19 protein-coding genes are annotated in these 21763 nt (G+C 59.9%); 5 read left to right on the plus strand and 14 right to left on the minus strand.

The window, feature by feature from the left end:
- Nucleotides 1-122: 122 nt before the first annotated feature.
- The 11 genes from BLV11_RS01080 to aroQ all read right to left on the minus strand — a co-directional run bounded on the left by BLV11_RS01080 (nucleotide 123) and on the right by aroQ (nucleotide 11906).
- Complete coding sequence (locus tag BLV11_RS01080; protein WP_091811095.1) at nucleotides 123-1682, minus strand: cation:proton antiporter family protein; 1560 nt, start codon at nucleotides 1680-1682, stop codon at nucleotides 123-125.
- Between the two features lie 31 nt (nucleotides 1683-1713).
- Nucleotides 1714-2670: an alpha/beta fold hydrolase gene (locus BLV11_RS01085; protein ID WP_091811096.1), complete on the minus strand. Its 957-nt coding sequence runs from the start codon at nucleotides 2668-2670 to the stop codon at nucleotides 1714-1716.
- A 118-nt stretch (nucleotides 2671-2788) separates the two neighbouring features.
- Nucleotides 2789-4075: a phosphoribosylamine--glycine ligase gene (gene purD / locus BLV11_RS01090; protein ID WP_091811097.1), complete on the minus strand. Its 1287-nt coding sequence runs from the start codon at nucleotides 4073-4075 to the stop codon at nucleotides 2789-2791.
- Between the two features lie 20 nt (nucleotides 4076-4095).
- Nucleotides 4096-5676 carry a bifunctional phosphoribosylaminoimidazolecarboxamide formyltransferase/IMP cyclohydrolase gene (gene purH / locus BLV11_RS01095; protein ID WP_091811098.1) on the minus strand — a complete coding sequence of 527 codons (1581 nt, stop codon included), beginning with the start codon at nucleotides 5674-5676 and terminating at the stop codon, nucleotides 4096-4098.
- Nucleotides 5677-5761: 85 nt separating this feature from the next.
- Nucleotides 5762-6079, minus strand: coding sequence for a DNA-binding transcriptional regulator Fis (gene fis / locus BLV11_RS01100; RefSeq protein ID WP_091811099.1), 318 nt, complete (start codon nucleotides 6077-6079; stop codon nucleotides 5762-5764).
- Nucleotides 6076-7071 carry a tRNA dihydrouridine synthase DusB gene (gene dusB, locus BLV11_RS01105; RefSeq protein ID WP_175528255.1) on the minus strand — a complete coding sequence of 332 codons (996 nt, stop codon included), beginning with the start codon at nucleotides 7069-7071 and terminating at the stop codon, nucleotides 6076-6078. The genes fis and dusB overlap by 4 nt, the downstream gene beginning before the upstream one ends.
- Before the next feature lie 229 nt (nucleotides 7072-7300).
- Nucleotides 7301-8587, minus strand: a complete 1287-nt coding sequence (locus BLV11_RS01110) for a DUF3426 domain-containing protein (RefSeq protein WP_091811101.1) — start codon at nucleotides 8585-8587, stop codon at nucleotides 7301-7303.
- A 63-nt stretch (nucleotides 8588-8650) separates the two neighbouring features.
- Nucleotides 8651-9547, minus strand: a complete 897-nt coding sequence (gene prmA, locus BLV11_RS01115) for a 50S ribosomal protein L11 methyltransferase (protein ID WP_091811102.1) — start codon at nucleotides 9545-9547, stop codon at nucleotides 8651-8653.
- Between the two features lie 57 nt (nucleotides 9548-9604).
- Nucleotides 9605-10951, minus strand: a complete 1347-nt coding sequence (accC, locus tag BLV11_RS01120) for an acetyl-CoA carboxylase biotin carboxylase subunit (RefSeq protein WP_091811103.1) — start codon at nucleotides 10949-10951, stop codon at nucleotides 9605-9607.
- 18 nt (nucleotides 10952-10969) lie between these two features.
- Nucleotides 10970-11434 (minus strand): acetyl-CoA carboxylase biotin carboxyl carrier protein, encoded by a 465-nt coding sequence (accB, locus tag BLV11_RS01125; protein WP_091811104.1) that lies wholly within the window; start codon nucleotides 11432-11434, stop codon nucleotides 10970-10972.
- Nucleotides 11435-11459: 25 nt separating this feature from the next.
- Complete coding sequence (gene aroQ / locus BLV11_RS01130; RefSeq protein ID WP_091811105.1) at nucleotides 11460-11906, minus strand: type II 3-dehydroquinate dehydratase; 447 nt, start codon at nucleotides 11904-11906, stop codon at nucleotides 11460-11462.
- Between the two features lie 406 nt (nucleotides 11907-12312).
- On the opposite strand from aroQ, the gene BLV11_RS01135 reads away from it, so the two are divergent.
- Nucleotides 12313-13041: a hypothetical protein gene (locus BLV11_RS01135; protein ID WP_139173188.1), complete on the plus strand. Its 729-nt coding sequence runs from the start codon at nucleotides 12313-12315 to the stop codon at nucleotides 13039-13041.
- A complete protein-coding gene (locus BLV11_RS01140; protein ID WP_091811107.1) occupies nucleotides 13038-14030 on the plus strand; it encodes a DUF6976 family protein in 993 nt (330 codons plus the stop codon). Before BLV11_RS01135 ends, BLV11_RS01140 begins: the two co-directional genes overlap by 4 nt.
- On the opposite strand, the gene BLV11_RS01145 is transcribed toward BLV11_RS01140, so the two are convergent.
- Entirely contained in the window at nucleotides 14006-15673 is a 1668-nt protein-coding gene (locus tag BLV11_RS01145; RefSeq protein ID WP_091811108.1) for a diguanylate cyclase, read from the minus strand. The genes BLV11_RS01140 and BLV11_RS01145 overlap by 25 nt on opposite strands.
- A 217-nt stretch (nucleotides 15674-15890) precedes the next feature.
- On the opposite strand from BLV11_RS01145, the gene BLV11_RS01150 reads away from it, so the two are divergent.
- Together BLV11_RS01150 and BLV11_RS01155 are read left to right on the plus strand one after the other, a co-directional pair.
- Nucleotides 15891-17876: an EAL domain-containing protein gene (locus BLV11_RS01150; RefSeq protein WP_091811109.1), complete on the plus strand. Its 1986-nt coding sequence runs from the start codon at nucleotides 15891-15893 to the stop codon at nucleotides 17874-17876.
- A gap of 172 nt (nucleotides 17877-18048) precedes the next feature.
- Nucleotides 18049-19092 (plus strand): DUF2333 family protein, encoded by a 1044-nt coding sequence (locus tag BLV11_RS01155; protein ID WP_091811110.1) that lies wholly within the window; start codon nucleotides 18049-18051, stop codon nucleotides 19090-19092.
- A gap of 119 nt (nucleotides 19093-19211) precedes the next feature.
- Here the strand turns inward: BLV11_RS01155 and BLV11_RS01160 are convergent, their stop codons facing one another.
- Entirely contained in the window at nucleotides 19212-19898 is a 687-nt protein-coding gene (locus tag BLV11_RS01160) for an outer membrane beta-barrel domain-containing protein (RefSeq protein ID WP_091811111.1), read from the minus strand.
- Entirely contained in the window at nucleotides 19868-20665 is a 798-nt protein-coding gene (locus tag BLV11_RS01165; protein WP_175528246.1) for an SH3 domain-containing protein, read from the minus strand. Before BLV11_RS01165 ends, BLV11_RS01160 begins: the two co-directional genes overlap by 31 nt.
- Before the next feature lie 424 nt (nucleotides 20666-21089).
- Here BLV11_RS01165 and BLV11_RS01170 point away from each other — a divergent pair, with 424 nt between their 5' ends.
- Complete coding sequence (locus tag BLV11_RS01170) at nucleotides 21090-21761, plus strand: hypothetical protein (protein WP_217634503.1); 672 nt, start codon at nucleotides 21090-21092, stop codon at nucleotides 21759-21761.
- The last annotated feature ends 2 nt before the right edge of the window (nucleotides 21762-21763 follow it).

Raw genomic sequence — 21763 nt, forward strand, 5'->3', positions numbered from 1 at the left:
TATGCCATAAGCCAAACCCCGTTAGAAAAGATACAGTTGTTGATCTGTTCCCGGTGGAATCAACCAAAACTGTAAAGCATGCTGACACCGGCAGGCCTGAGTGCGCCGGGGGTGGGGCGGTCTCAGTGTGGGCGGTGATTACGGCTCATGTAATCGTCAATGTGGCTGGCCAGGGCGACGCCGGTTTCGTTCATGGTCAGGTAGGCCTCGTTGGCGCCCGCTTCCTTGATCAACGCCGCTTCGTCGGCAAACATGGTGTGAGCAATGATATAGCCGTTGAACCCCTTGTGGCGGAGCTGGCGGGCGGCGATCACCTTGCCCTCGATGTCGCTCATGGCCAACACCACGGCCTTCAGGTTGGGCATCTTGACCTCAGCCCAGAAAGTGGTGTCCTCGGCATCGGCAAACACCACGTTACGGCCGGCTTTGAGATGCATGCGGGCCTTGGCGGGATCGGAATCCAGGCCCATGATATTGGCTTCCTCTCCGGCCAGGCGGTCGTAGGCGGCGGACCCTGTGCGTCCCATGCCCATGACCAGAATGCGGGTGTCGCCGAGGGAAATGGGTTGTTCATCCGGGTGGCGGCGACGGCCCTCGTACGGAGTCAGGCGCCGGGAGTAGCGCTCGTACAGGGTATGGGAAATACGGTTGACCGGTGCTGAAATCACGAACGACAGGGACAGGGCTATGGCCAGAGGAATCAGCCATTCCGGCAGTGCCACGCTGGCGACAATCAGTCCGAATTCGCTGTAGTTGCCCAGGGAGAGTGCCGTCAGGAAGCTGCTTCGGGCCCGCAGCCGGAAGGCCAGCAGCAGGAAAAAAAACAGCGCGCCCTTGAGGGGCAGCAGCAGCGCGGCGACCAGGGCGAATATCAGGGCATTCTGGTCGGGCAGGCCACCAATGCCGATTTGCAGGAAGAACGCGACCAGGAACATTTCCTTGACGCTCCACAGCGAGCGCGACAACTCGACGGCACGGGGATGGTTGGCCAGCATCGCGCCAAAGATCAGCGCCCCCAGTTCTGAGCTCAGTCCCAGCGCATCAAACCCGGTCCCGCCAAGGACCAGTGCCAGCAAGAGCCCCAGCAGGACCAGCAGTTCATCGTGCCCACTGGCATCGAGCAGCCGGTAGAGCAGAGGGCGAAGGAGTGGCAGGCCAAAGACCAGCAGCGACCAGGGGGAGGGCGCTTCACCGGAGGTGATGCTCATGACCACCAGTGCGATCAGGTCCTGGACAATGAGTATGCCAATGGCGACGCGGCCGTGGAATGCCCTGAGTTCGCGTTTGCTTTCAAGGACCTTGGCGGCCAGCACGGTGCTGGAGAAGGATAGGGCGATGGCCAGCAGCAACGCGGTTTGCCAGTCCGTTGCCAGTATCAGCAGGATCCCCGGCGCAATCAGCGCCGTGGTGATGACAAAGTGCAGCAGACCGCCGCCAATGACCTCGGTGCTGAAGATCGAGCGAAGCTTGAGCTTGAGCCCGACAGTGAACAGCAGCAGTAACACCCCGAGGTGGGCAACATGGTCAAGAAACGCTGTGTTTTCCACGGTGATCGGGGTAAAGGTGGCGAGGCCACTGAGGGCAAAGCCGGCCGCCAGGTATCCCACCAGCGGAGGCAGGCCGATCGACTTCACCATTAATCCCAGGGTGAACGCGAAGGATATCCACAGTGCCTCAGACATTCAGTTGCCGCCTTGCTGTTGTTCGCTGCCTTTACTGCCCGCTCCGGGAGCGGACGTCATCGGATTCGACAAACGCGCGTACCAGTGTTGCCGAGCGCTCCGGGGTTTCGATCATCGGAGCATGACCGATCTCCTCAAGGATAATCGCCCTGGCGTTCGGGATGTACTGCTCAAACACTTCCACATTGCGGTAGTTGATGACGCGGTCCTGTTTCCCCCAGATCACCAGGACCGGGGCGGAGATCGACGCCAGTGCCTCGGTGAAGGTGTCTTCACTGGCCGAGTCTGTCAGGGCCTGAAAGATGCGTTCGTTGACTTCCCGTTTTGCGATGGCGCGCTCTTCCATGACGCCGTAGATTGGCCAGGGCACGAACGGTTGCTGCTCCAGGGCAAGCGCGGCCAATCGTTTCATATCACCGGGCTGGCTGACAATCAGCGGGTTGTTGCCTTCCTCAAGCTGGATGTTCAATTCGCTTTCGTACCGGAAAACACCTGCCGGATTGAGCAGCGTGGCGCTTTGGATGGTGTCTGGATAGCGGGCAGCGTACAAGGCGGTAATGGCGCCCCCCATGGAGTTGCCGATCAGGTTCACCTGATCCAGCTCCAGTGCACGGAGAATGCGGTGCAGATAACTGACCTGGCTCTGCAGCTGGTAATCCCGGTCGAGTTCCTTGCTGCTGTCGCCATGGCCGGGAAGGTCGATGGCATAAACCTGGTATTGCTCGGTCAATTCGCCGGCCATGCGTACCCAGTTGTCCTTGTCGGCGGCAAAGCCGTGGACCATCACGAGAATCTCGCCATTATTGGCTTCACTGTTGCTCAGGTAACTGATGTGCAAGTCACCGACTGTGATTTCCTGAGGGCTCAGGCCGGCAGAGTCACGCTCCCAGGCAATCGCGTTGTCGAAAAATTCCTGACGGCTGCAACCGGCCAGTAGCAGTAAGCTGAACAGTGCCACTGCGATGGATGATGGAAATCTGCTGGTCATGCGTGTGTGCCTCAATCTTGTTGTTGCGGTTGTCCTTACCGGAGGACTGCTACAGTAACGCAAAAAAAAGCCCGGTCAATCAATGACCGGGCTTTCCGGGGCTTTATTGCCAGACGCGTCAGCCATTTTCCCGGGCGATGGCCCGGTAGGCGATGTCCTTGCGATAAAACGCACCGTTCCAGCTGATCTCGCTGGCGAGGGCGTAGGCCCGCTGCTGCGCTTCGGTGACGGTAGCACCGAGAGCGGTGGCACACAGGACGCGGCCGCCATTCGTCACGACCTCGTCACCGTCCAGGCGGGTGCCCGCGTGGAATACTTTTTCGCCTTCAACTTCCGTCGTTGGCAAGCCGGAGATGGCATCACCCTTGGCATAGTCGCCGGGGTAGCCGCCTGCGGCGAGCACGATACCAACGGAGGCGCGCTCATCCCAGTCGGAACTGCACTGGTCGAGTTTGCCGTCGATGGCCGCCTGGCAAAGCTGAACCAGGTCCGACTTCATCCGCAGCATGATCGGCTGGGTTTCCGGGTCGCCAAAGCGGCAATTGAATTCAATCACCTTGGGGGCGCCGGTGCCGTCGATCATCAGGCCGGCATAGAGGAACCCGGTGTAGGGGTGCCCTTCGGCGGCCATGCCACGAACGGTCGGGTAGATGACTTCGTCCATGATGCGCTGGTGGACGTCGCTGGTGACCACCGGTGCCGGAGAGTAAGCGCCCATGCCGCCGGTGTTGGGGCCGGTGTCGCCGTCCCCGACGCGCTTGTGGTCCTGGGAGGTAGCCATCGGCAGTACATGTTCGCCGTCGACCATGACGATAAAGCTGGCTTCCTCACCTTCGAGGAATTCCTCGATAACGACCCGGCTGCCAGCGTCGCCGAACGCATTGCCTGCGAGCATGTCGCGGATGGCGTCCTCGGCTTCGGCCAGGGTCATGGCGACAATCACGCCCTTGCCCGCGGCAAGGCCGTCGGCCTTGACCACAATCGGCGCGCCCTGTTCACGGACGTAGGCCAGGGCCTCGTCGACGTCGGTGAAGTTGCCATAACCCGCAGTCGGGATGTTCTGGCGGGCCAGGAAATCCTTGGTGAAGGCCTTGGAGCCTTCCAGCTGGGCGGCGCCTTCGGTCGGGCCGAAAACCCGCAGGCCGCGGCTGTTGAAGAGGTCAACGATGCCAGCGACCAGCGGTGCTTCCGGGCCGACAATGGTGAGGCCAACGTTGTTGTTTTCGGCGAAGTTGGCCAGGGCGTCCAGATCCATAACGTCGATGTCGACGTTTTCCAGGGCTGGCTCCCGGGCGGTGCCGGCATTACCCGGCGCCACAAAAACCTTGTCCGCGTCTGCAGACTGGGCGGCTTTCCAGGCCAGGGCGTGTTCGCGGCCGCCACTGCCGATTACCAGAATATTCATCATGTCGTTCCTTCTCTCTATCAGTGGCGGAAATGGCGCATACCGGTGAAGACCATGGCAATGCCATGCTCATTGGCGGCATCAATGACTTCCTGATCACGCATGGAGCCGCCAGGCTGGATCACCGCGGTGATGCCGGCTTCGGCAGCGGCATCAATACCGTCCCGGAACGGGAAGAAGGCATCGGATGACATCACGGAACCTTTGACTTCCAGACCTTCGTCAGCAGCCTTGATGCCGGCGATTTTGGCACTGTATACCCGGCTCATCTGGCCAGCCCCGATGCCGATGGTGCGGCCGGCTTTGGCGTAGACAATGGCGTTGGACTTGACGTACTTGGCCACTTCCCAGGCAAACAGCAGGTCATTGAGTTCGGCTTCAGTCGGCTGACGGTCGGTGACCACCTTGACGTCTTCCATGGCGACCATGCCGAGGTCACGATCCTGCACCAGCAAACCGCCGGTCACGCGCTTGTAATCGAGAGCCTTGGTGCGCTCATCGCTGAACTCGCCACAGGCCAGCAGGCGTACGTTCTTTTTGGCGGCGACGATCTCGACGGCTTCATCGGCAATGGTCGGGGCAATGATCACTTCCACGAACTGACGGTCGATGATCGCTTTGGCGGTTTCGGCATCCAGTTCCCGGTTGAAGGCAATGATGCCGCCGAAGGCTGAGGTCGGGTCGGTGGCAAAGGCCAGGTCGTAGGCCTGACGGATATCGGCGCCGATGGCAACGCCGCAGGGGTTGGCGTGCTTGACGATGACGCAGGCCGGGTCGGCGAACGGCTTGACGCACTCGAGGGCCGCGTCGGTATCGGCAACGTTGTTGAAGGACAGTTCCTTGCCCTGCAGCTGGCGAGCGGTCGCAACACTGGCTTCCCGTGGATTGCGCTCGGCATAGAAGGCAGCACGCTGGTGCGGGTTCTCACCGTAACGCATGTCCTGAACCTTGACGAACTGGCTGTTGAACGTGCGCGGGAAATCGGCGTTGTCATTATCCGCCGTGCGGCCGCCCAGGTAGTTGGCAATCGCGCCGTCGTAGCCAGCGGTGTGCTCGAAGGCCTTGACGGCCAGGTCGAAGCGGGTGGCGAAGCTCAGTTCGCCATTGCTGTCGGCCAGTTCGGCGAGGACGCGGTCGTAGTCGGACGCGTTGACCACAATGGCCACATCGTTGTGGTTCTTGGCGGCGGCACGAACCATGGTCGGGCCACCGATGTCGATGTTTTCGATGGCGGTGGCCAGGTCGCAGTCCGGCTTGGCGACGGTGGCTTCAAACGGGTACAGGTTGACCACGACCATGTCGATGGGGTTGATCTGATGCTCGCTCATGATCGCATCGTCGGTACCGCGACGACCAAGAATGCCGCCATGGATCTTGGGATGCAGGGTCTTGACCCGGCCATCCATCATTTCCGGGAAGCCGGTGTAGTCACTGACTTCGGTAACGGCAATTTGATTGTCCTGGAGCAGGCGGAAGGTGCCGCCGGTGGAGAGCAGTTCAACGCCTTGCTCGACAAGGCCTTTGGCAAATTCAACGATGCCGGTTTTATCGGAAACGCTGATCAGTGCGCGACGGACGGGGGTGTTTTCCTGGTTAGCCATGGTTCAATTTTTTCGCTGGATATGAACGAATGAAGGCCTCGCGAAAGTTGTCCGGGAGGCCCTCTTGGGATTCAGGGTGTCTGGATTATAGCAGACCGTACTGCTTGAGCTTCTTGCGCAGGGTGCCGCGGTTCAGCCCCAGCATGGTCGATGCCTTGGTCTGGTTGTTGCGGGTGTACTTCATCACCTGCTCCAGCAGCGGGGCTTCAACTTCCGAAAGCACCAGCTGGTAAACGTCGGTGACCGGGGCGCCGTCGAGCTGGGCGAAATAGTTTTTCAGCGCCACCTCGACGCTGTCACGCAGGGTGACGGCATTGCCAGTGCTGTTGATCGTCTGCAGCTGATGGATGTCATCGCCTGCATTCGGAATCCGGTTGTCGTTTGCCAAAGTCTCAGCGCTCATGCTGCGAATACCTCTCCATTTCGTAAGCCTGAAAAGTACAGTTGAATACTTTCTTTCTGCTCCAACGGGTCTTCAAGGGTGTTGAAGCGTCGTCTGAATGTTTTACTCTCGTCGTGGGACTGCAAATACCAGCCCACATGTTTGCGTGCGATCCGGGGGCCCATGACCTCGCCGTAAAAGCTGTGCAACGCGTCCAGGTGTTCGCTCAGGATCCGTTCCACCTCATCAAGGGAGGGGGCGGGCAGATGCTCACCAGTCTCCAGGTAATGCAGGATCTCCCGGAATATCCAGGGGCTGCCCTGTGCGGCCCGGCCGATCAGAAGGCCGTCGGCACCGGTGTGCTGCAGAACCTGTCGGGCCTTCTCCGGAGATGTAATATCGCCATTGGCGAACACCGGAATACTGACCTGGGCCTTCACTTCCGCAATGGTGTCGTATTCGGCGCTGCCTTTATAGGCGTCCGCCCGGGTCCGGCCATGAATGGCCAGAGCCTGTATGCCGGCGTCTTCTGCCATACGGGCAATCAGCGGAGCATTGCGATGATGCTGATCCCAGCCGGTACGCATTTTCAGCGTGACCGGGACATCCACGGCAGCCACTACGGCCTGCAGGATGTCCCGAACCAGTGCTTCGTCTTTCATCAGTGCCGAGCCAGCAGCCTTGTTGCAGACTTTCTTGGCCGGGCAGCCCATATTAATGTCGATAATCTGGGCGCCGTGCTCGGCATTCAGTCGTGCTGCGTTGGCCAGCATGTCCGGGTCGCCGCCGGCGATCTGGACGGAGCGGGGCTCCGGTTCCCCCTGGTGGTCCAGCCTGAGGCGGGACTTGCGGGTGTGCCAGAGCTTGCTGTCAGCAATGACCATCTCGGAAACCGCCAGACCTGCACCCAGACGCCGACAAAGCAGGCGGAACGGGCGATCAGTCACACCGGCCATGGGTGCCACGATCAAGGGGTTGGGCAGCGTATAGGGCCCGATTTTTGCCGTCGGCAGCATGATCTGAGTCCGGTTTCAAAGCAGTTCGCGAGAGGTTCGGACAGGGGCTTCTCGATCCCTGACAGCGGGAGCATGACTCCCGATTTCCGAAGGGCGACAATGATACCGCCGAGAATTGCGCTATTGAAGAGGCAAGGGGGCGAAAAAGTTGATTATTTTTCGTTCTTTTTGGTTGACTTTTAGCCTGCCAGATGACCCGCCCGGTGTCGCTGAAGTCAGCGCTTGCTTACGGGGTGTATGGCCGGAACGCGATATTGTAGTTCACAGCATCACGGCCAGGGTCGCGAATGCGGATGGCAATGCGCACCGGAACCTCTTTGGGCATGGCGGCCAGCTGGTCACCGTCTCCGGCGAGGTAGCGTTGTGGCGGGAACACGCTCTGTGCCACCACATCGCCATTGAGGTTGGAGAAGGTGAGGGCAATGGCAGGGAACGGTTGTTCGAACGGAGCCCGGTTGACGATTTCAGCATCAACGATCAGGGCGTTGCGGTTTTCCGGGTCGGTACGAACCACCAGCTTGCGGCTCTGGATGCTGTCGATGTCCACCAGGGGCGCGAGTTCACAGCCGGCGTATTCACAGGCCATTTCGTAATAGGGGCGTAGTTCAGGAACGGCGGACAGTCGGTCGAACTGGAAGTAGCCGACCTGGGCGCCGAGGGCGCCGACTAACCCGAGCACCAGCAGTGTCCAGAAGGTGCGCTTGAGCCAGCCGCTGCTTGTCTTGCCGGATACCGATACCGGCTCCCGGGCCAGATTATGGAACGGCTCGGGCTTGCTGGTGCCCTTTTCAGTCGCTGCTGCGGGGGTGTCGGTGCTGAATGTCGTCGTCTGTCGATCGCTGGGCGAGGCCTCCAGGCTCAGTGCCGTGACCTCATCCCGGGCTTGCGGACGACTTTGGGTTTCGGGTTCACGCTTGGGCTCGGGCTTTGCTTCGATGCTGGGTTTGGGCTCGGGCGTTGCCGGCGCGATTGGCTCACGTAGGGCCAATTCAGGTTCAGATTCAGGTTCAGGTTCAGGCTTGGGCCTGGTTTCAGGTTGAGCCCGGTTGCTTTCCTGCCGGGGCTCGACCGCAGGTTCACTGTGATCGTCTTCGAGTATGGCCTCGGCCCAGCTTTCGTCCTGGTTCTGACTGGCAAGGTCGTCTTCGTCTTCAGCGGCGAAGCCGGTGAAAGAGCCTTCTTCCATGGCGAGGAAGCTCTCGCTCAGCTCATCATGGGAGAACGTGCTGTCGCTTCCTTTATAGCCCCGCTCGGAGGCATCCTCCTCGGGGTTGTCCGCAAACACAAAGTCCTCTTCAGCGGCGGGCTCGCTGGTGAAGGTCGGTGGCTGGGGCGCACTGGGAGCAGGGGCCGGCTGGGAAGCGGTCGAGGTAGTCCGGTGCTCCAGGGCATTAAAAATGCTCATGCAGCTACCGCAACGGACTTTGCCGTTGGCGACGCTGAGTTGTTCTGCAGTCACCCTGAATTGGGTTTTGCACTTGGGACAGCGGGTCAGCAGACTACTCTCAGACATCCTTCCTTCCTGTCAGGGGTGTTGTCACAACTCGGGGCAGTTTAGACGTTCAGCCGGGTGCCGTCACGCGTTGTTGCGGCGTCCTGTGAGGCGTATCCAATCTTCCTGTTGTTCCGGCTCGTCCATGGTGAACCAGGGTTCGTAGGCTTCCATGACTTCGCGGGCCTGATTCGACAGGATGCCGGACAGGACCAGCTTGCCGCCGGGCACGACTTTGCCGGCCAAATGTGACGCCAGCGAGATCAGCGGTTGTGCAAGGATATTGGCGAGCAGAATGTCTGCTTTCATCTCCGGCTCGCCTTCAGGCAGGTAGAGATCAAGGCGGCTATCTTCGACACCGTTGCGGCGGGCATTGTCGCGACTGGCTTCAAGGGCCTGAGGGTCGGTGTCAACACCCATCACATGGCGGGCGCCCAGCAGCAGTGCCGCGAGACCCAGTATGCCGGAGCCGCAGCCGTAGTCGATCACCTGGACATCCTGAACGTCCTGGCCGTCGAGCCATTCCAGGCACAGTGCGGTGGTCGGATGGGTGCCGGTACCGAACGCCAGGCCGGGATCGAGCATCAGGTTGGCGGCGTCAGGATCCGGCGCGTCATGCCAGCTGGGAACAATCCAAAGGCGCTGGCCGAACTTCAGTGGTTTGAAGTCATCCATCCAGGCCCGTTCCCAGTCTTTGTCCTCAACCAGAGTGACCTCAATCTCGGCCAGTGTCTGTTGGGTCTGTTGATGCCAGGCGTCCTGAATGGCATTCAGCAGCTGATCAATGTTGCGCTCTGAATCGAACAGGCCGGTAACCCGGGTCTGGTGCCACAGTGGTGTGGTGCCAGGATCGGGTTCGTACAGCGGCTGGTCGGCGGCATCTTCCATGGAAACCGCGTCGGCGCCCATTTCCATGAGGAGATCCTCCAGCTGATCGGCGGTCTCCGGATCAGCTGGGATCTGTAGTTGAATCCAGGGCATAGCAGGTCCTGTCTGGGTTGTTCAAAGTCCTTGGTCGCCCTGGAGGGTCGCTTGGGTTCAGTCCCGAATCAGCTTCTCCAGGTAGTGGATGGTGAAGTCTACCTGTTTAAAGCCTCCGTCGCGTACCAGTTTTCGATGCAGCGGCTGGTTGGTCTTGATGCCTTCAACGACCAGTTCTTCCAGCGCGTTCTTCATCCGCCGGCGGGCGATGTCCCGATCGTCACCCCAGGTGATCAGCTTGGCCACCAGAGAGTCGTAGAACGGCGGGACGGTATAACCACTGTACAGATGGGAGTCCACCCGCACGCCGTTGCCGCCCGGTGCATGGAAGTGCTTGACCTTGCCGGGGCTGGGGACGAAGGTCGTCGGGTCCTCGGCGTTGATCCGGCACTCCAGGGCGTGGCCGCTGATCTTGATGTCGTCCTGGGTGTACTGCAGCGGCAGGCCGCTGGCAATACGCAACTGCTCGCGGACAATATCGACGCCAGTGACCATTTCCGACACCGGATGCTCGACCTGCACCCGAGTGTTCATTTCGATGAAATAGAAGCTGCCATCCTGATACAGGAATTCGAAGGTGCCGGCACCGACATAGCCGATTTCCTTACAGGCCTGGACGCAGGCGTTGAGGGTGACCTGACGGGCTTCCGGGTCAATGTTGGGTGCCGGGGCCTCTTCCAGCACTTTCTGGTGACGACGCTGCATGGAGCAATCGCGATCGCCCAGGTGGATCACATTGCCGTGGGTATCCGCCAGTACCTGAACTTCAACGTGGCGGGGGCGTTCCAGGTACTTTTCCAGGTACACCGTGGCATCACCGAAGGCGTTGCGGGCCTCCGACTGGGTGATCTGGATGCTCTTGAGCAGGGAAGCCTCGGTATGAACGACCTGCATGCCGCGGCCACCGCCGCCGGAAGCTGCCTTGATGATAACCGGGTAGCCGATCTCGCGGGCGATGCGCAGGGTGCGCTGATCGTCCTCGGTAATCGGGCCGTTGGAGCCCGGAACCGTGGGCACGCCGGCACGGGTCATGGCTTCAATGGCAGATACCTTGTTGCCCATCAGGCGGATAACGTCGGCCGAGGGTCCGATAAAGCGAAAGCCGCTCTGCTCGACCATGTCGGCGAAGTTGGCGTTTTCTGCCAGGAAGCCGTAACCCGGGTGGATGGCCACCGAGTCGGTGACTTCCGCTGCGCTGATGATGGCGGGAATGTTCAGGTAGCTGTCGGTTGGGCTGTTGGGGCCGATGCAGACGGATTCGTCCGCCAGTCGGACGTGCATCAGATCCCGGTCAACCTGGGAATGGACCGCAACGGTGCGGATGCCCAGTTCCTTGCAGGCGCGCAGGATCCGGAGGGCAATTTCCCCCCGGTTGGCGATCAGAACTTTCTCTATCATGGCCATGGTTCCGCTACACCGCTGTTAGGAAATGATGATCAGGGGCTGGTCAAACTCAACCGGCTGGCCATTCTCGACCAGGATCTCGGAGACGGTGCCTGCCTTGTCGGCTTCGATCTGGTTCATCATCTTCATGGCTTCAACGATGCAGATGACGTCGCCGGCGTTTACCTGCTGGCCGACTTCCACAAACGCTTTGGCTGTCGGTGACGGTGAGCGGTAGAAGGTTCCAACCATCGGAGACTTCACCGCGTGGCCGCTGATGGCGGCTTCAGCGGGGGCTGCGGCCGGTTCTGCCGGAGCGGCTGCCGGGGCTGCTGCCATCGGCTGCGGGGCGGCCGGGGCGGTGTACTGGGCGACGATTGCGCCAGCGCCCTGGTCACGGCGACGTGAGATTCGTACCGAATCATCGCCCTCGTGGATCTCCAGTTCTTCAACGTCGGATTCGTCCAGCAGCTCAATCAGCTTTTTGATCTTGCGAATGTCCATAGTCAGTCCAGTCCCGTTTGTACTATCAGTTCAATTGTTGAATTCGTTTGATGGCGGCCTGCAGTGCCAAGTCGTAGCCCTGGCTGCCCAGGCCGCAGATAACGCCTACGGCGATATCGGAAAAATAGCTGTGGTGGCGAAAGGCCTCCCGCGCGTGCACATTGGACAGATGCACCTCGATAAACGGTATATCGGTGGCGAGGATGGCATCCCGTAGCGCCACGCTGGTATGGGTGAAAGCCGCCGGATTGATCAGGATGAAATCGACACCTTCCGCACGGGCTTCATGGAGCCGCTCGATCAGCTCGTACTCTGCGTTGGATTGCAGGTGGAGCAGATGGTGGCCCTGTTCGGCAGCCTGGCGGAGAAGACGGTCGTTGATGTCATTCAGGGTTTCACGACCGTACACCTCCGGTTCCCGGGTGCCGAGCATGTTCAGGTTTGGACCATGGAGAACCAGTATCGTAGACATTGGAAACACTTGCCTTGATGATGTTTTTTGACAGGATCGCCGAAAATAGCAACATTTTCCAGCTAATCCTGGTGGTTAGACCATGAAATTCCATCCATTTTGACTGCTTTCATATGACCGTTCGATGACGACGGGCCGTTGCTCAGACTGAAAGCAGCCTTGCCACCGGACACCGTCAGCGGTCTATGTACCAGCACCGCCATTGTCAGTAACCCGGTGAATAACGTCCATAAGACGTTGGTTTCATAACCGGCAGGTCCGGGGTGTTGAGCGTTCCCTCCTTTCCGCGCCTAAAGCAGCGCTACTGAAGTGCTAGCCGGATGCTGCCAGAGTGCCCTGTAGCCACTGGGACCTGCGTGTAACCATGCGCAATGGAGACACTCGACTATAAATGGGGGGAATAATAATGAGAGATGTCGAAATGTGTCGTCACTTGCTGGGGGTCAAGGCTCCCTGGGACGTCAGCCAAGTGCGGATGGATGTGCAGAGCCGCCAGATCCATGTTTACCTGACCATGGGCCGCTCCTGGTTCGGCCGTTATCTGCCGGATCAGACCCGCTCGCGTTGGCGCCATACCAACCTGGGCTCCTGTCAGACCTTTATCCATGCCACGTTACCCGACGACATCAGTGACCAGGATCGCAAGGTTGCGTTCCTCGGTGAATCGGGTAATGAATTCAGTCACGGGCTGGCCAGCCGGGTGGTGGACTGTCTGCAGGCGGGAATGAGTTACCGTCAGGTCTGTGAACTGATGGGCATCGACGTGCATCTGGCCTGGCAAATCCGTCTGGCAATCAGTGAGGGTACCCTGCCGGGCGTGGCTGCGGACGTGTCGCAGCGGCTCAAGGCGGAGGCTCCCGGTGTGGCCCGGGTGACTCAGATACCCCCGGGCAACGACCCGGTGTGGCACAACATGCTCAGTTCCGAGCGTCCGATGGAAGTGCGCATGCTCAGCCTGAGGCTGCTGCTGACCCGTTGTCGCCAGGAGTTTGGTCAGCTGCGGGGCGAGGATGCGCGCCGCCTCAAAATCAACGAAATACGCCGCTTCTTCATCAAGCACGAGAAGCAGCTGGCGGCTGAAATCGAACAGCTGGCCCGGTTCCGCGACGACGCCAGCGGGAGGGCGGAATCATGACGGTTGATTCTGCAGGCCGGCTGGTTGATCTGGGCGAGGCCCGGGCGCTGATTGAGGCTGGCGCGACCCTGTCAGTCGCCGGAGACGCTGAACTGCTGGCGCAATTGCCGAAAGGTAACTGGATCGGGGGCAGCACGCCCTATTTCATGGCAGACGACGGTGGTACCTGTCGCAACGACCGCCTGTTTGTACACCGCTTTGACCTGGGTGAGGGAACCATACAGCGCTATGACCGCGATTCATTGCCATCGTTGCTGGTGGACGCGCCGGAAAACGGCTTCACCCTGCTGATCCTGCCGGCCGGTAGTGGCGTGCTGGAGGACTATGCCCACCACGCGCCGACCTACCACGACATGTTCCTGAAGCCAGTGGCTGGCTGGGTATCCGGGGTTCGGGTCGACCGGCTTGGTCAGGACGCAGCTCTGGTGGTCGATGGCCGCTCCGGGGAACAGCTGGCACAGGAGGCCATAGCCTTGCATCTGGCACTGCCAGCCGACATGACGGCTATGGTGCATGCCATCAGCCTGTTTGAGCCGGGAGACGGTGCCGAGATCGAGTTTCCTGCCACCGGGTTTTCTGCCACCGATTGCCTGATCGATGGCCGTCCTGGCAACCTGCGCGAGTATATGGCGGCGGCCGGCATTGACCAGCGCCTGCCACTGGTCGCGGATTACTGCGGGGCCATGGTGAATGTCAGCATTCAGGGCGTGGATGAGGGGGCGCAGCGCGTTGCTTTCTATGCCCCGGTGTTTGAAGGGGTGCGCTATCGCTTTGCGAAGCCGGTGGTGGACTATCCGGAGCGCTTCCTGGAGGCCATGCCATCAGAGCCAGGGACCCTGCTGTTTGGCTGTAACTGCATCCTCAACTACCTCTACTCGGAGCTGGAGGGGCGGCGAACGGCGGGGCTGACCGGCCCCATCACCTTTGGCGAGGTGGCCTATCAGCTACTTAATCAGACGGCCGTCTATGTGACTCTGGAACCGGCCTGAGCGGCGAGCGGGAGGTCATGCTCAAGGGTGGCCGGAACCACCGTGTTGCGGCCGTCAGCCTTGGCCTGATACAGCGCCCTGTCAGCCCGTTCGCACAGGCTCTGGGCGTTGTCCATTGGGCTGCCGTTCCAGCTTGCGATGCCGCAGCTGAAGGTGACGCGGAATTCGTGGCCCCCGGCCGGCTGTTGCAGCTCGGAAAAGCGTTCGCGGATTTCGTTAAGCAGCGCCAGGGCATCACTTTCATGGGTGTCCGGCAGGATGATGGCGAATTCCTCGCCGCCATAGCGGCCGATATGGTCGGTCTTGCGCAGACGCTGTTTGAGGAACATCGACAGGCTGCGCAGCACCCGGTCACCGATGGGGTGGCCGAATGTGTCGTTAACCTTCTTGAAGTAGTCAATGTCCATCATCGCGAAGCACAGCGGATGCCGCGTCTGTTTCGCCTTGGAGATTTCCTGCTCCAACAGGTTCAGCGTGTGGGTGTGGTTGTAGAGCCCGGTCAGGCTGTCGCGGATCATCAGCGCCAGCAGTGAGCGTGCCCGGCGGCCGCGATTGTGAATGGTGGCCACGAGGTGTTTGGGGTCGATCGGCTTGGTGAGGAAGTCGTCGCCACCAAGACTCATGGCGTGAAGTTGCTTACTGACATCGTCTTCCGCCGACAGATAGATGATGGGGACACTGTGGAAGCGGTCCTGCTGACGGATAACCCGGGCGATTTCCATGCCGGTGCAGCCAGGCATATACATGTCGAGGATGATGATTTCCGGGCAGAACTGCTCCAGGGCATGAATGATCTGCATCGGATCGGTGATGATATGGGCGGTCATGCCAGCCTTGCGTAAGACCATCTCCATGAACTTGGCCTGAGCCCTGGAGTCATCCAGGACCAGCACCCGATAGGGCTCGACAGTATTGCCGTGGGTGTAGGTTTCGATTTTTTCGATCAGCTGACCGGGATCAACCGCCGGGTAGAAATATTCTTCGCCGCCGCAGCGGGAGGCCCGCAGGCGGGTTTCGATGGAGCCGTCCTCATAGCTGATAAAAATGATGGGGATCGGTGTCTCATGGCGTTCCTGCAGGCGCTCGACGGTTTCGATGCCGCTGTGTGAGTCGCCGCCGAAGCCAATATCCATCAGGATGGTTTCCGGCTTGTTCAGGGCGCAGGCGGCCATCAGGGCATCGGCATTGTCGAAGGCGCAGGCCCGGAAACCAAAAAACTCCAGTTGCTTAATCAGCCGGCCGGCGATGTCCGGTTTGGTCAGGGCAATGTAGACCGGCGTGCGGCGATAGAGTCTGGGGTTGTCGGATTCGTAGTGGTCGGTTCGGCGCTGGGTCGTTCGGGACAGGGCGTCGATGGCGGCGTTGAGGGGATCGATCAGTGCCTTGGGCAGCCCCTCATTTTCAGGCCATTGTGTCAGCAGCTCTGCCAATTGCTGGCCGGCGCTGGCATGGTCGTTCATTTCAAACCGCTGGGCGTAACGCACCAGCTTGTCCGTGGCCATCTCGAAGTCCGTCCGGAAGAGCGCGGATTCGACGCCGGCGTCACCGATCTTCTGCCAGCCGTCCAGTACCACACGAGCCTGCGTGGTGACACGGCGGGCAAAATGCTTCCTCAGTTTATCCTTCTGGGACTCATCGTTCATAGCGTCCTCGGCCTGTTCCTCTTTAGGGAGCGGCAGTTGTTCCGGGGGGCAATCGGCCGCTGCTGCCGTTCTTATTTTTTCACCACCAGTGCTGGCACAGAGTCTATAGTGTTTAATGATGTCGGCGTAGACAAAGCCGTGTAAACGTTTGTTATATCTTACGCTCGCGCCGCCCACATCCGGCCCGTTCGGAACAACCAGGCAGGTTTAGAGATTCATGGACAGCTCGGCCCGATCCTCCAAAGTTCACAAGGAAGCCGTGACCCTGCGGGCGGTATTGCTGGTGTTCACCGGCAGTTTGCTGCTGTTATTGCTCCTGGCCAGTATATCCCTCAGTCTCAGCAGTTTCCGGGACTACATCTCAGGACAGCTCGCTGACCACGCACAGGATGGTGCCACCGCCCTGGGAATGTCCTTGTCCCATGCCATTGATGGCAGTGACCCGGTGGCGTCGTCCTCGCTGATCGATGCGGCCTTCGACAGCAGTCGCTATCTCAGTGTCCAGTATCTGGATACCGCCGGGGAGACCGTAGCTGCCCGGGTCGAGCCCCTTGGTTCATTTGGTGTGCCGCGCTGGTTCATGAAACTGGCGGACATTCCGCTCACAGAGGGGCAGGCGGAGGTCACCCGGGGCTGGCGCCTGCTGGGTAGCGTAAGGGTCGTCAGTGATCCTCAGAAGGCGTATCAGGATCTGTGGGACATCACTCTCGGGCTGGTAGCCATCAATGCTCTGGTCGGTGGTCTCGGACTGATGGCGCTGTACCTGATCCTGACTCGTACCCTCAGTCCGTTACGGGAGCTGGAAGCCCAGGCCCAGGCGATCAGTCGCAGGGACTTCACGCGCCGGGTCACCATTACGTCGACCCGGGAGCTGAACCGGGTCACCCGGGCGATGAACCAGATGTCCGACGACCTTGGCGTGCTCTTTGAAGGGCAGGGCCGGCTGATTCAGCACCTGCGCCAGCTCAACAATGAGGACCCGGTCACCGGGCTGGCGAGTCGCACAGCCTTCGACCAGCGCCTGAGGGTGGAGGTGGAATCGGAAGAACGGGCTGCGCCAGGGGGGCTGCTGCTGTTCCAGCTGTCGGACTTCTCGGAATTCAACCAGCGTTTCGGCCGCGATACCGCCGACGAACTTCTCGCCAGTGTGGCGGCAGTGGTCAGGGACTTCGAGTTGCGCCATGCCGGCGTTTTTGCAGGCCGGCGGATGGGCGCGGAAATTGCGGTCTACATGCCAGGCACCGGCATGGCGGACAATGTGCATTGGTCGAATGAGCTGATCCATGCGGTGGATGGGCTCTATTCCGATGCTGCGGTGCCGCTGGATGTGACCGTTTATGGCGGCGTTGCCCAGGCCGGTGAGGGTATGACCATAGGCGATCTGTTGTCCGCAGCGGATGAGGCCATGCGTCAGGCCCAGGCTGAAGGCGTGACCGGTTGCCATAGCCGTGATCCGTCGGCCGCGGGCCACCATGGCGCGGAAACCTGGCGCAGGATGATTACCGAGGCGCTGGAATCCCAGACCGTGGGTATCTGGCAGCAGCCGGTCATGCGGCGGGATGGCAAAAACGTTGCTTTCTATCAGGTCTTTTCCCGGATCCGTTGCGATGACGACTGGATCCGGGCGGGCGTTTATGTGCCGATTGCCGAACGCTTTGGGTTGATGCCGGATATCGACCTGCTGGTCATCGACAAGGCCCTGGAAGTGCTGACCCAGGAGCCGGAACGTCAGCTCGCTCTAGCCGTGGGCCAGACTTCGGTGGCGGACCCGTCCTTCCGCGAAGCGCTGATTGGTCGTCTTGAGCAGGAGCCGAGCCTGCGCGAACGGTTGTGGGTCGGGGTGTCGGAACAGTCGATTCATCACCACCGTAAACCAGCACTGGCGCTGGCGCTGGCGCTGAAAAAACTGGGGGTGGGCATGGTGGTGGACCACTTCGGGGTCGGTGGCGTGCCCTTTACCTATCTCCAGGGCATGCCCATCCGTGCCCTGCGTTTTGATCACAGTTTTGTTCACAATATCGCCCGTCACAACGACAATCGCTTCTATCTGGAGCAAGTCACTGCGATTGCACACGGTGTGGGCATTCAGGTCTTCGCCACCGGTGTCGAAACTGCCGGTGAATGGGAAGCACTGCAGGCTATGGGCGTGGACGGTGCCATGGGCTATCACCTGGGCCGTCCGAAGCGGGTGGATGGCGACTGAGACCAGAGCACGGTCGCCGCGGCTTGGCCAAAAGTCGGGCCTTACCGGGCGGTGCTCACGTTGCACTATGGTAACGATTCGGTCATGGTATCGGCGTTACGAATCTTGGCGCCGGGAACGGTGACGGGCGCCCTGAACTGTTGTTGAAACCAGACACTAGGAAACGGTGGCTATGCTGAAGCGAGTCAAAGAGTATGTCCGTGATCGGCGGGATGATGTCCAGGATTACGCTGGGGGTATCGGGAAATGGATTCTGGTGCTGGTTGTCCTTTATCTGCTGGTTGCCCTGATTCTGGGCATGATCTGGAGCAGTGAGCCGGATACGTTCTCCGTGCGAGAGCACACGCGCACCGTTGCCGCGGAGATGAACCGCGAACCGGTCACCGGTTTTGCCACCACCGCCACCATGATTCGCATTGGTGAGACGTTGCTCGACAAGCCCGGCGGCTACCTCTCCAACGATATCTTTCCACCTGGGCTGTGGCTCGATAACACGCCGGCCTGGGAATACGGCGTGCTGGTTCAGTTGCGGGACCTGTCCCGTGCCATGCGCAAAGGCATCAGCCGGTCCCAGAGCCAGTCGGCAGAAGATCCCGACCTGGTGGTCGCCGAGCCCCAGTTTCATTTTGACAGCCGCAGCTGGGCCATCCCCTCCACCGAAGCGGAATACCGCCGGGGCATCCGGGCGCTGAAAAGCTACCTTGACCGGTTGTCCAACCCTCAGCAGCCCAACGCCCAGTTCTTCGCGCGCGCGGACAACCTTGGCAACTGGCTGGCGGACCTGGAAACCCGGCTTGGCAGCCTGTCCCGTGTGTTGGGTGAGAGTGTCGGTAAGGCGTCGGTCGCCGAGGAAACGCTGCGCAACGAGACCGGCGATGCACTGGCAGACACCGACAATGGTGATGAAATCAAGACACCCTGGACCCGTCTCGACGATAACTTCTATGAGGCTCGCGGCACTGCCTGGGCGCTGCTCCATATCTTCCGGGCCATTGAAGTGGATTTCCGTCGGGTGCTGGTGGACAAGAATGCCCTGGCCAGCGTACGGCAGGTCATCATCGAACTGGAAGGCGCCCTGGCCCCGATGTGGAGTCCGATGATCCTCAACGGCAGTGGCTTCGGGGTGCTGGCCAACCACTCCCTGACCATGGCGGCTTACATGTCGCGGGCTAACGCGGCCATCATCGATCTGCGGGAGCTGCTGTCCCAGGGCTAAGTCCCATGGCGATGTCGGAACCTGAAATAAAAAAAGGAGGCTGTGGCCTCCTTTTTTTATGGGTTTTATGGGCGATGTCCGCTGCGGTGCGTACCCCCTCCTCTGGCGATAGGCCCGGTTCAGAAAAACAGGGTTATTCCGGCCGATAGTTCGATGTTGTGGGTCAGCTGGGATTCGCGGATCAGGTCGCTGTTGAACATGTGGTCACGGAAGTCCGCGTGCACCGTCAGCCAGTCCAGCAACACAATGCGGTAGCCGGTGCCGAGGACGGTTGTGAAGTTGCTTTCGCCACCGAAGTCCGTGTTGCCCACCCCGGCGACCAGATAGAACGCCGAGTTGAAGGTGAGCATATCGGAGAAAAACACTTCACCGGGGAAGATGTTGTAACCCACCAGAAAATCGTAATAGCTGTACTCCCGGTCGGAATCGGTGAGCAGGCGGACATTGTTGCCGCTGAGTTCCTCGAAGGAGGTCAGGCCCGCTTCGGACATGCCGTAGTTGAACTGGAGAAAGAAGTCCTCAGTGGCATGAAAGGCGGCACTGATGCCGTAGACCGGCTCCGCACTGAAATTGTCGATGGACAGGATGCCGGCAAAGGCACCCACTTCAAAGAACTCGGAGTCAATGTCCGATTCCTTGATGCTGCGGGGCTGCACTTCAGGGGCGATCACCTGGATCGGTGCGGGCTTGTCCTGACTCTCGTCCTGGCCCAGGGCAACGCCCGGCAGGGAAGTGCAGGCCAGGGTGACAGCCAGGGCCGCACAGCGGGTCTGGCTCAGAAGAAGGTGTTCAGTCCAATTTTCCATTCGCTTAAACCTGTTGAGTCTGAATTTGCCGATACCGTGTATTGGCGGTAGTCCGCCCGGATAAGGAAGTTGCGACCGATGTAGTAGCTGATGCCACCCCCGACGCTGAAGCCATCTGCATCATCAAGGTCATTGACCAGAACCTTGTGGCGCGGATCGAAGGAGAAGCGGGATATCCCGGTCAGCAGATAAGGGGTCAGATCCCAGCGGTGAAACGGCTCGATGATCAGGTTGGCGCTGTAGTAGTCGCTGGTGACCGACTCGTTGTAGATCTTGCCGGCTTCCAGTTCCATGCCCGTCCAGGTCAGCGGCCGAAAGCCGAGGGTCAGGCTGTAACTCGGTGACTGCTCGAACTGGCCGGCGGTAAAGCCGATTCGCCAGCTCGATTCCAGGTATTCGCCATGACTGACGTCCGGCAGGTCGGCAGGCACACCCGTGGGTTCGAGAGTGCGGCCGAGCTGGCTGGCTTTGGTCCAGCCGAGCTGGCCGTCACTGGCTTGTACCTGATACCAGTTAGTCTTGCGCTTGAGGATGGTGACGGCCTCGCCCTGTTCAACCACATGGAACACGGGGTAGCCGCGCCCGGGCGCGGTATGAAGTTCGATAAAGGGATCCATGACCTGCACGACCGGACCATCCGCCGGGGCATCGCTGGCCCCGACCGGGGCAGAAAGCAGGGCGGTGGTCCAGAGGCAGGCTCTGGCCAGTTGTCGCCAGGCAGGAATCCTGGTTGCCGATGGTGGCGGCTGTCGAGTGATGCCGATCATTGCGTACTCACTACTTGTGAAATGCATGTTTTACGAATGAAATCAACGCCGAAGCCTCACTGTAAACAAATGTTAAGTCATGTAAACAATTGTTTTTAAAGGGTTTGTTTCGGCTATTTGGGTCGGATGGTGGATGCGGATGCGAGCGTTCGCAAGGCTGATTGGTGAATTTTTTGTCATGGATCACAGAATCATTAACTCAACGAAATAATTCGCCACGATCGGAAATACTTTGTGCTAGCGTGTTTTACATTCTTTGACGAATGACGTTTTTTGAACAACAAATCTGACCGTCCGCAACAAGAGCCAACCAAGAGCTCGCAGAAACCCGAGTCGGAAAACCTCAAAAGCCAGTGCCCTTGATGTAGCAACTTGTCGGCTAGCGCCCAGGCGTTACCCGCAAAGGATTTTGCGAAGGTGCATCATGTTTGAATTTACTGGTTTCAAAGTCTGTGCTCCGTTTGGTTCTGGCCATATCGGGCGCGGTGTCGCTGTGCTGTCTCTGGCGCTGGTGATGGTATGCAGTGCCCAGGCTGTTGCGGTTGAATCAGCAGGAGAGGGCAGCGAGGCTTCTGCGTCCGTGCGTGCGCTGGAGCAAATCATTGAAACCCCGATGTCGATTCGGGAAAGCCGTCGTCAGGCCCAGCAGGCCGTGAATGACCTGTCCCGCGATCTGCAGGGGCTGAAAACATCGGTCATCGCCCTGAACCGTGACCTGCGGGTGCTCGAAGAAGACCTGCTGTTTCCGGCCAATACCCGGCTGAGTGTCTTCGTGTCTCTCGATGTTGGAGAGTTTTTCCAGCTTGAGGGCGTCGAGCTCAAGGTCGATGGCGAAACCGTCACCAGCTACCTCTACAGCGAAGCCGAGCGCGAAGCCCTGGCCAAGGGCGGTATGCACCGTCTGCATCTGGGCAACGTCAGCGCCGGCGACCATACCGTATCGGCTTTTTTTGTTGGCCTGGGTCCCAATGGCCGCGAATACAAGCGCGGAACCACCCTCGATTTCACCAAGAACGTCGGGCCGAAATACATCGAGCTGAGCATTGTCGATTCGGAAGCCCGTCAGCAGCCAGAGTTCGGCATTCGGGAGTGGTAACG

Origin of the sequence: Marinobacter mobilis (assembly GCF_900106945.1) — a bacterium.
In the GTDB taxonomy this organism is placed as follows: Bacteria; Pseudomonadota; Gammaproteobacteria; order Pseudomonadales; family Oleiphilaceae; genus Marinobacter; species Marinobacter mobilis.

Excerpts from the sequence above, each read along its gene's own strand:
- BLV11_RS01080 (WP_091811095.1), bottom strand. The coding sequence starts at position 1,682 with ATGTCTGAGGCACTGTGGATATCCTTCGCGTTCACCCTGGGATTAATG.
- BLV11_RS01085 (WP_091811096.1), bottom strand. The coding sequence starts at position 2,670 with ATGACCAGCAGATTTCCATCATCCATCGCAGTGGCACTGTTCAGCTTA.
- purD (WP_091811097.1), bottom strand. The coding sequence starts at position 4,075 with ATGAATATTCTGGTAATCGGCAGTGGCGGCCGCGAACACGCCCTGGCC.
- purH (WP_091811098.1), bottom strand. The coding sequence starts at position 5,676 with ATGGCTAACCAGGAAAACACCCCCGTCCGTCGCGCACTGATCAGCGTT.
- fis (WP_091811099.1), bottom strand. The coding sequence starts at position 6,079 with ATGAGCGCTGAGACTTTGGCAAACGACAACCGGATTCCGAATGCAGGC.
- BLV11_RS01110 (WP_091811101.1), bottom strand. The coding sequence starts at position 8,587 with ATGTCTGAGAGTAGTCTGCTGACCCGCTGTCCCAAGTGCAAAACCCAA.
- prmA (WP_091811102.1), bottom strand. The coding sequence starts at position 9,547 with ATGCCCTGGATTCAACTACAGATCCCAGCTGATCCGGAGACCGCCGAT.
- accC (WP_091811103.1), bottom strand. The coding sequence starts at position 10,951 with ATGGCCATGATAGAGAAAGTTCTGATCGCCAACCGGGGGGAAATTGCC.
- accB (WP_091811104.1), bottom strand. The coding sequence starts at position 11,434 with ATGGACATTCGCAAGATCAAAAAGCTGATTGAGCTGCTGGACGAATCC.
- aroQ (WP_091811105.1), bottom strand. The coding sequence starts at position 11,906 with ATGTCTACGATACTGGTTCTCCATGGTCCAAACCTGAACATGCTCGGC.
- BLV11_RS01135 (WP_139173188.1), top strand. The coding sequence starts at position 12,313 with ATGAGAGATGTCGAAATGTGTCGTCACTTGCTGGGGGTCAAGGCTCCC.
- BLV11_RS01140 (WP_091811107.1), top strand. The coding sequence starts at position 13,038 with ATGACGGTTGATTCTGCAGGCCGGCTGGTTGATCTGGGCGAGGCCCGG.
- BLV11_RS01145 (WP_091811108.1), bottom strand. The coding sequence starts at position 15,673 with ATGAACGATGAGTCCCAGAAGGATAAACTGAGGAAGCATTTTGCCCGC.
- BLV11_RS01150 (WP_091811109.1), top strand. The coding sequence starts at position 15,891 with ATGGACAGCTCGGCCCGATCCTCCAAAGTTCACAAGGAAGCCGTGACC.
- BLV11_RS01155 (WP_091811110.1), top strand. The coding sequence starts at position 18,049 with ATGCTGAAGCGAGTCAAAGAGTATGTCCGTGATCGGCGGGATGATGTC.
- BLV11_RS01160 (WP_091811111.1), bottom strand. The coding sequence starts at position 19,898 with ATGGAAAATTGGACTGAACACCTTCTTCTGAGCCAGACCCGCTGTGCG.
- BLV11_RS01165 (WP_175528246.1), bottom strand. The coding sequence starts at position 20,665 with ATGATCGGCATCACTCGACAGCCGCCACCATCGGCAACCAGGATTCCT.
- BLV11_RS01170 (WP_217634503.1), top strand. The coding sequence starts at position 21,090 with ATGTTTGAATTTACTGGTTTCAAAGTCTGTGCTCCGTTTGGTTCTGGC.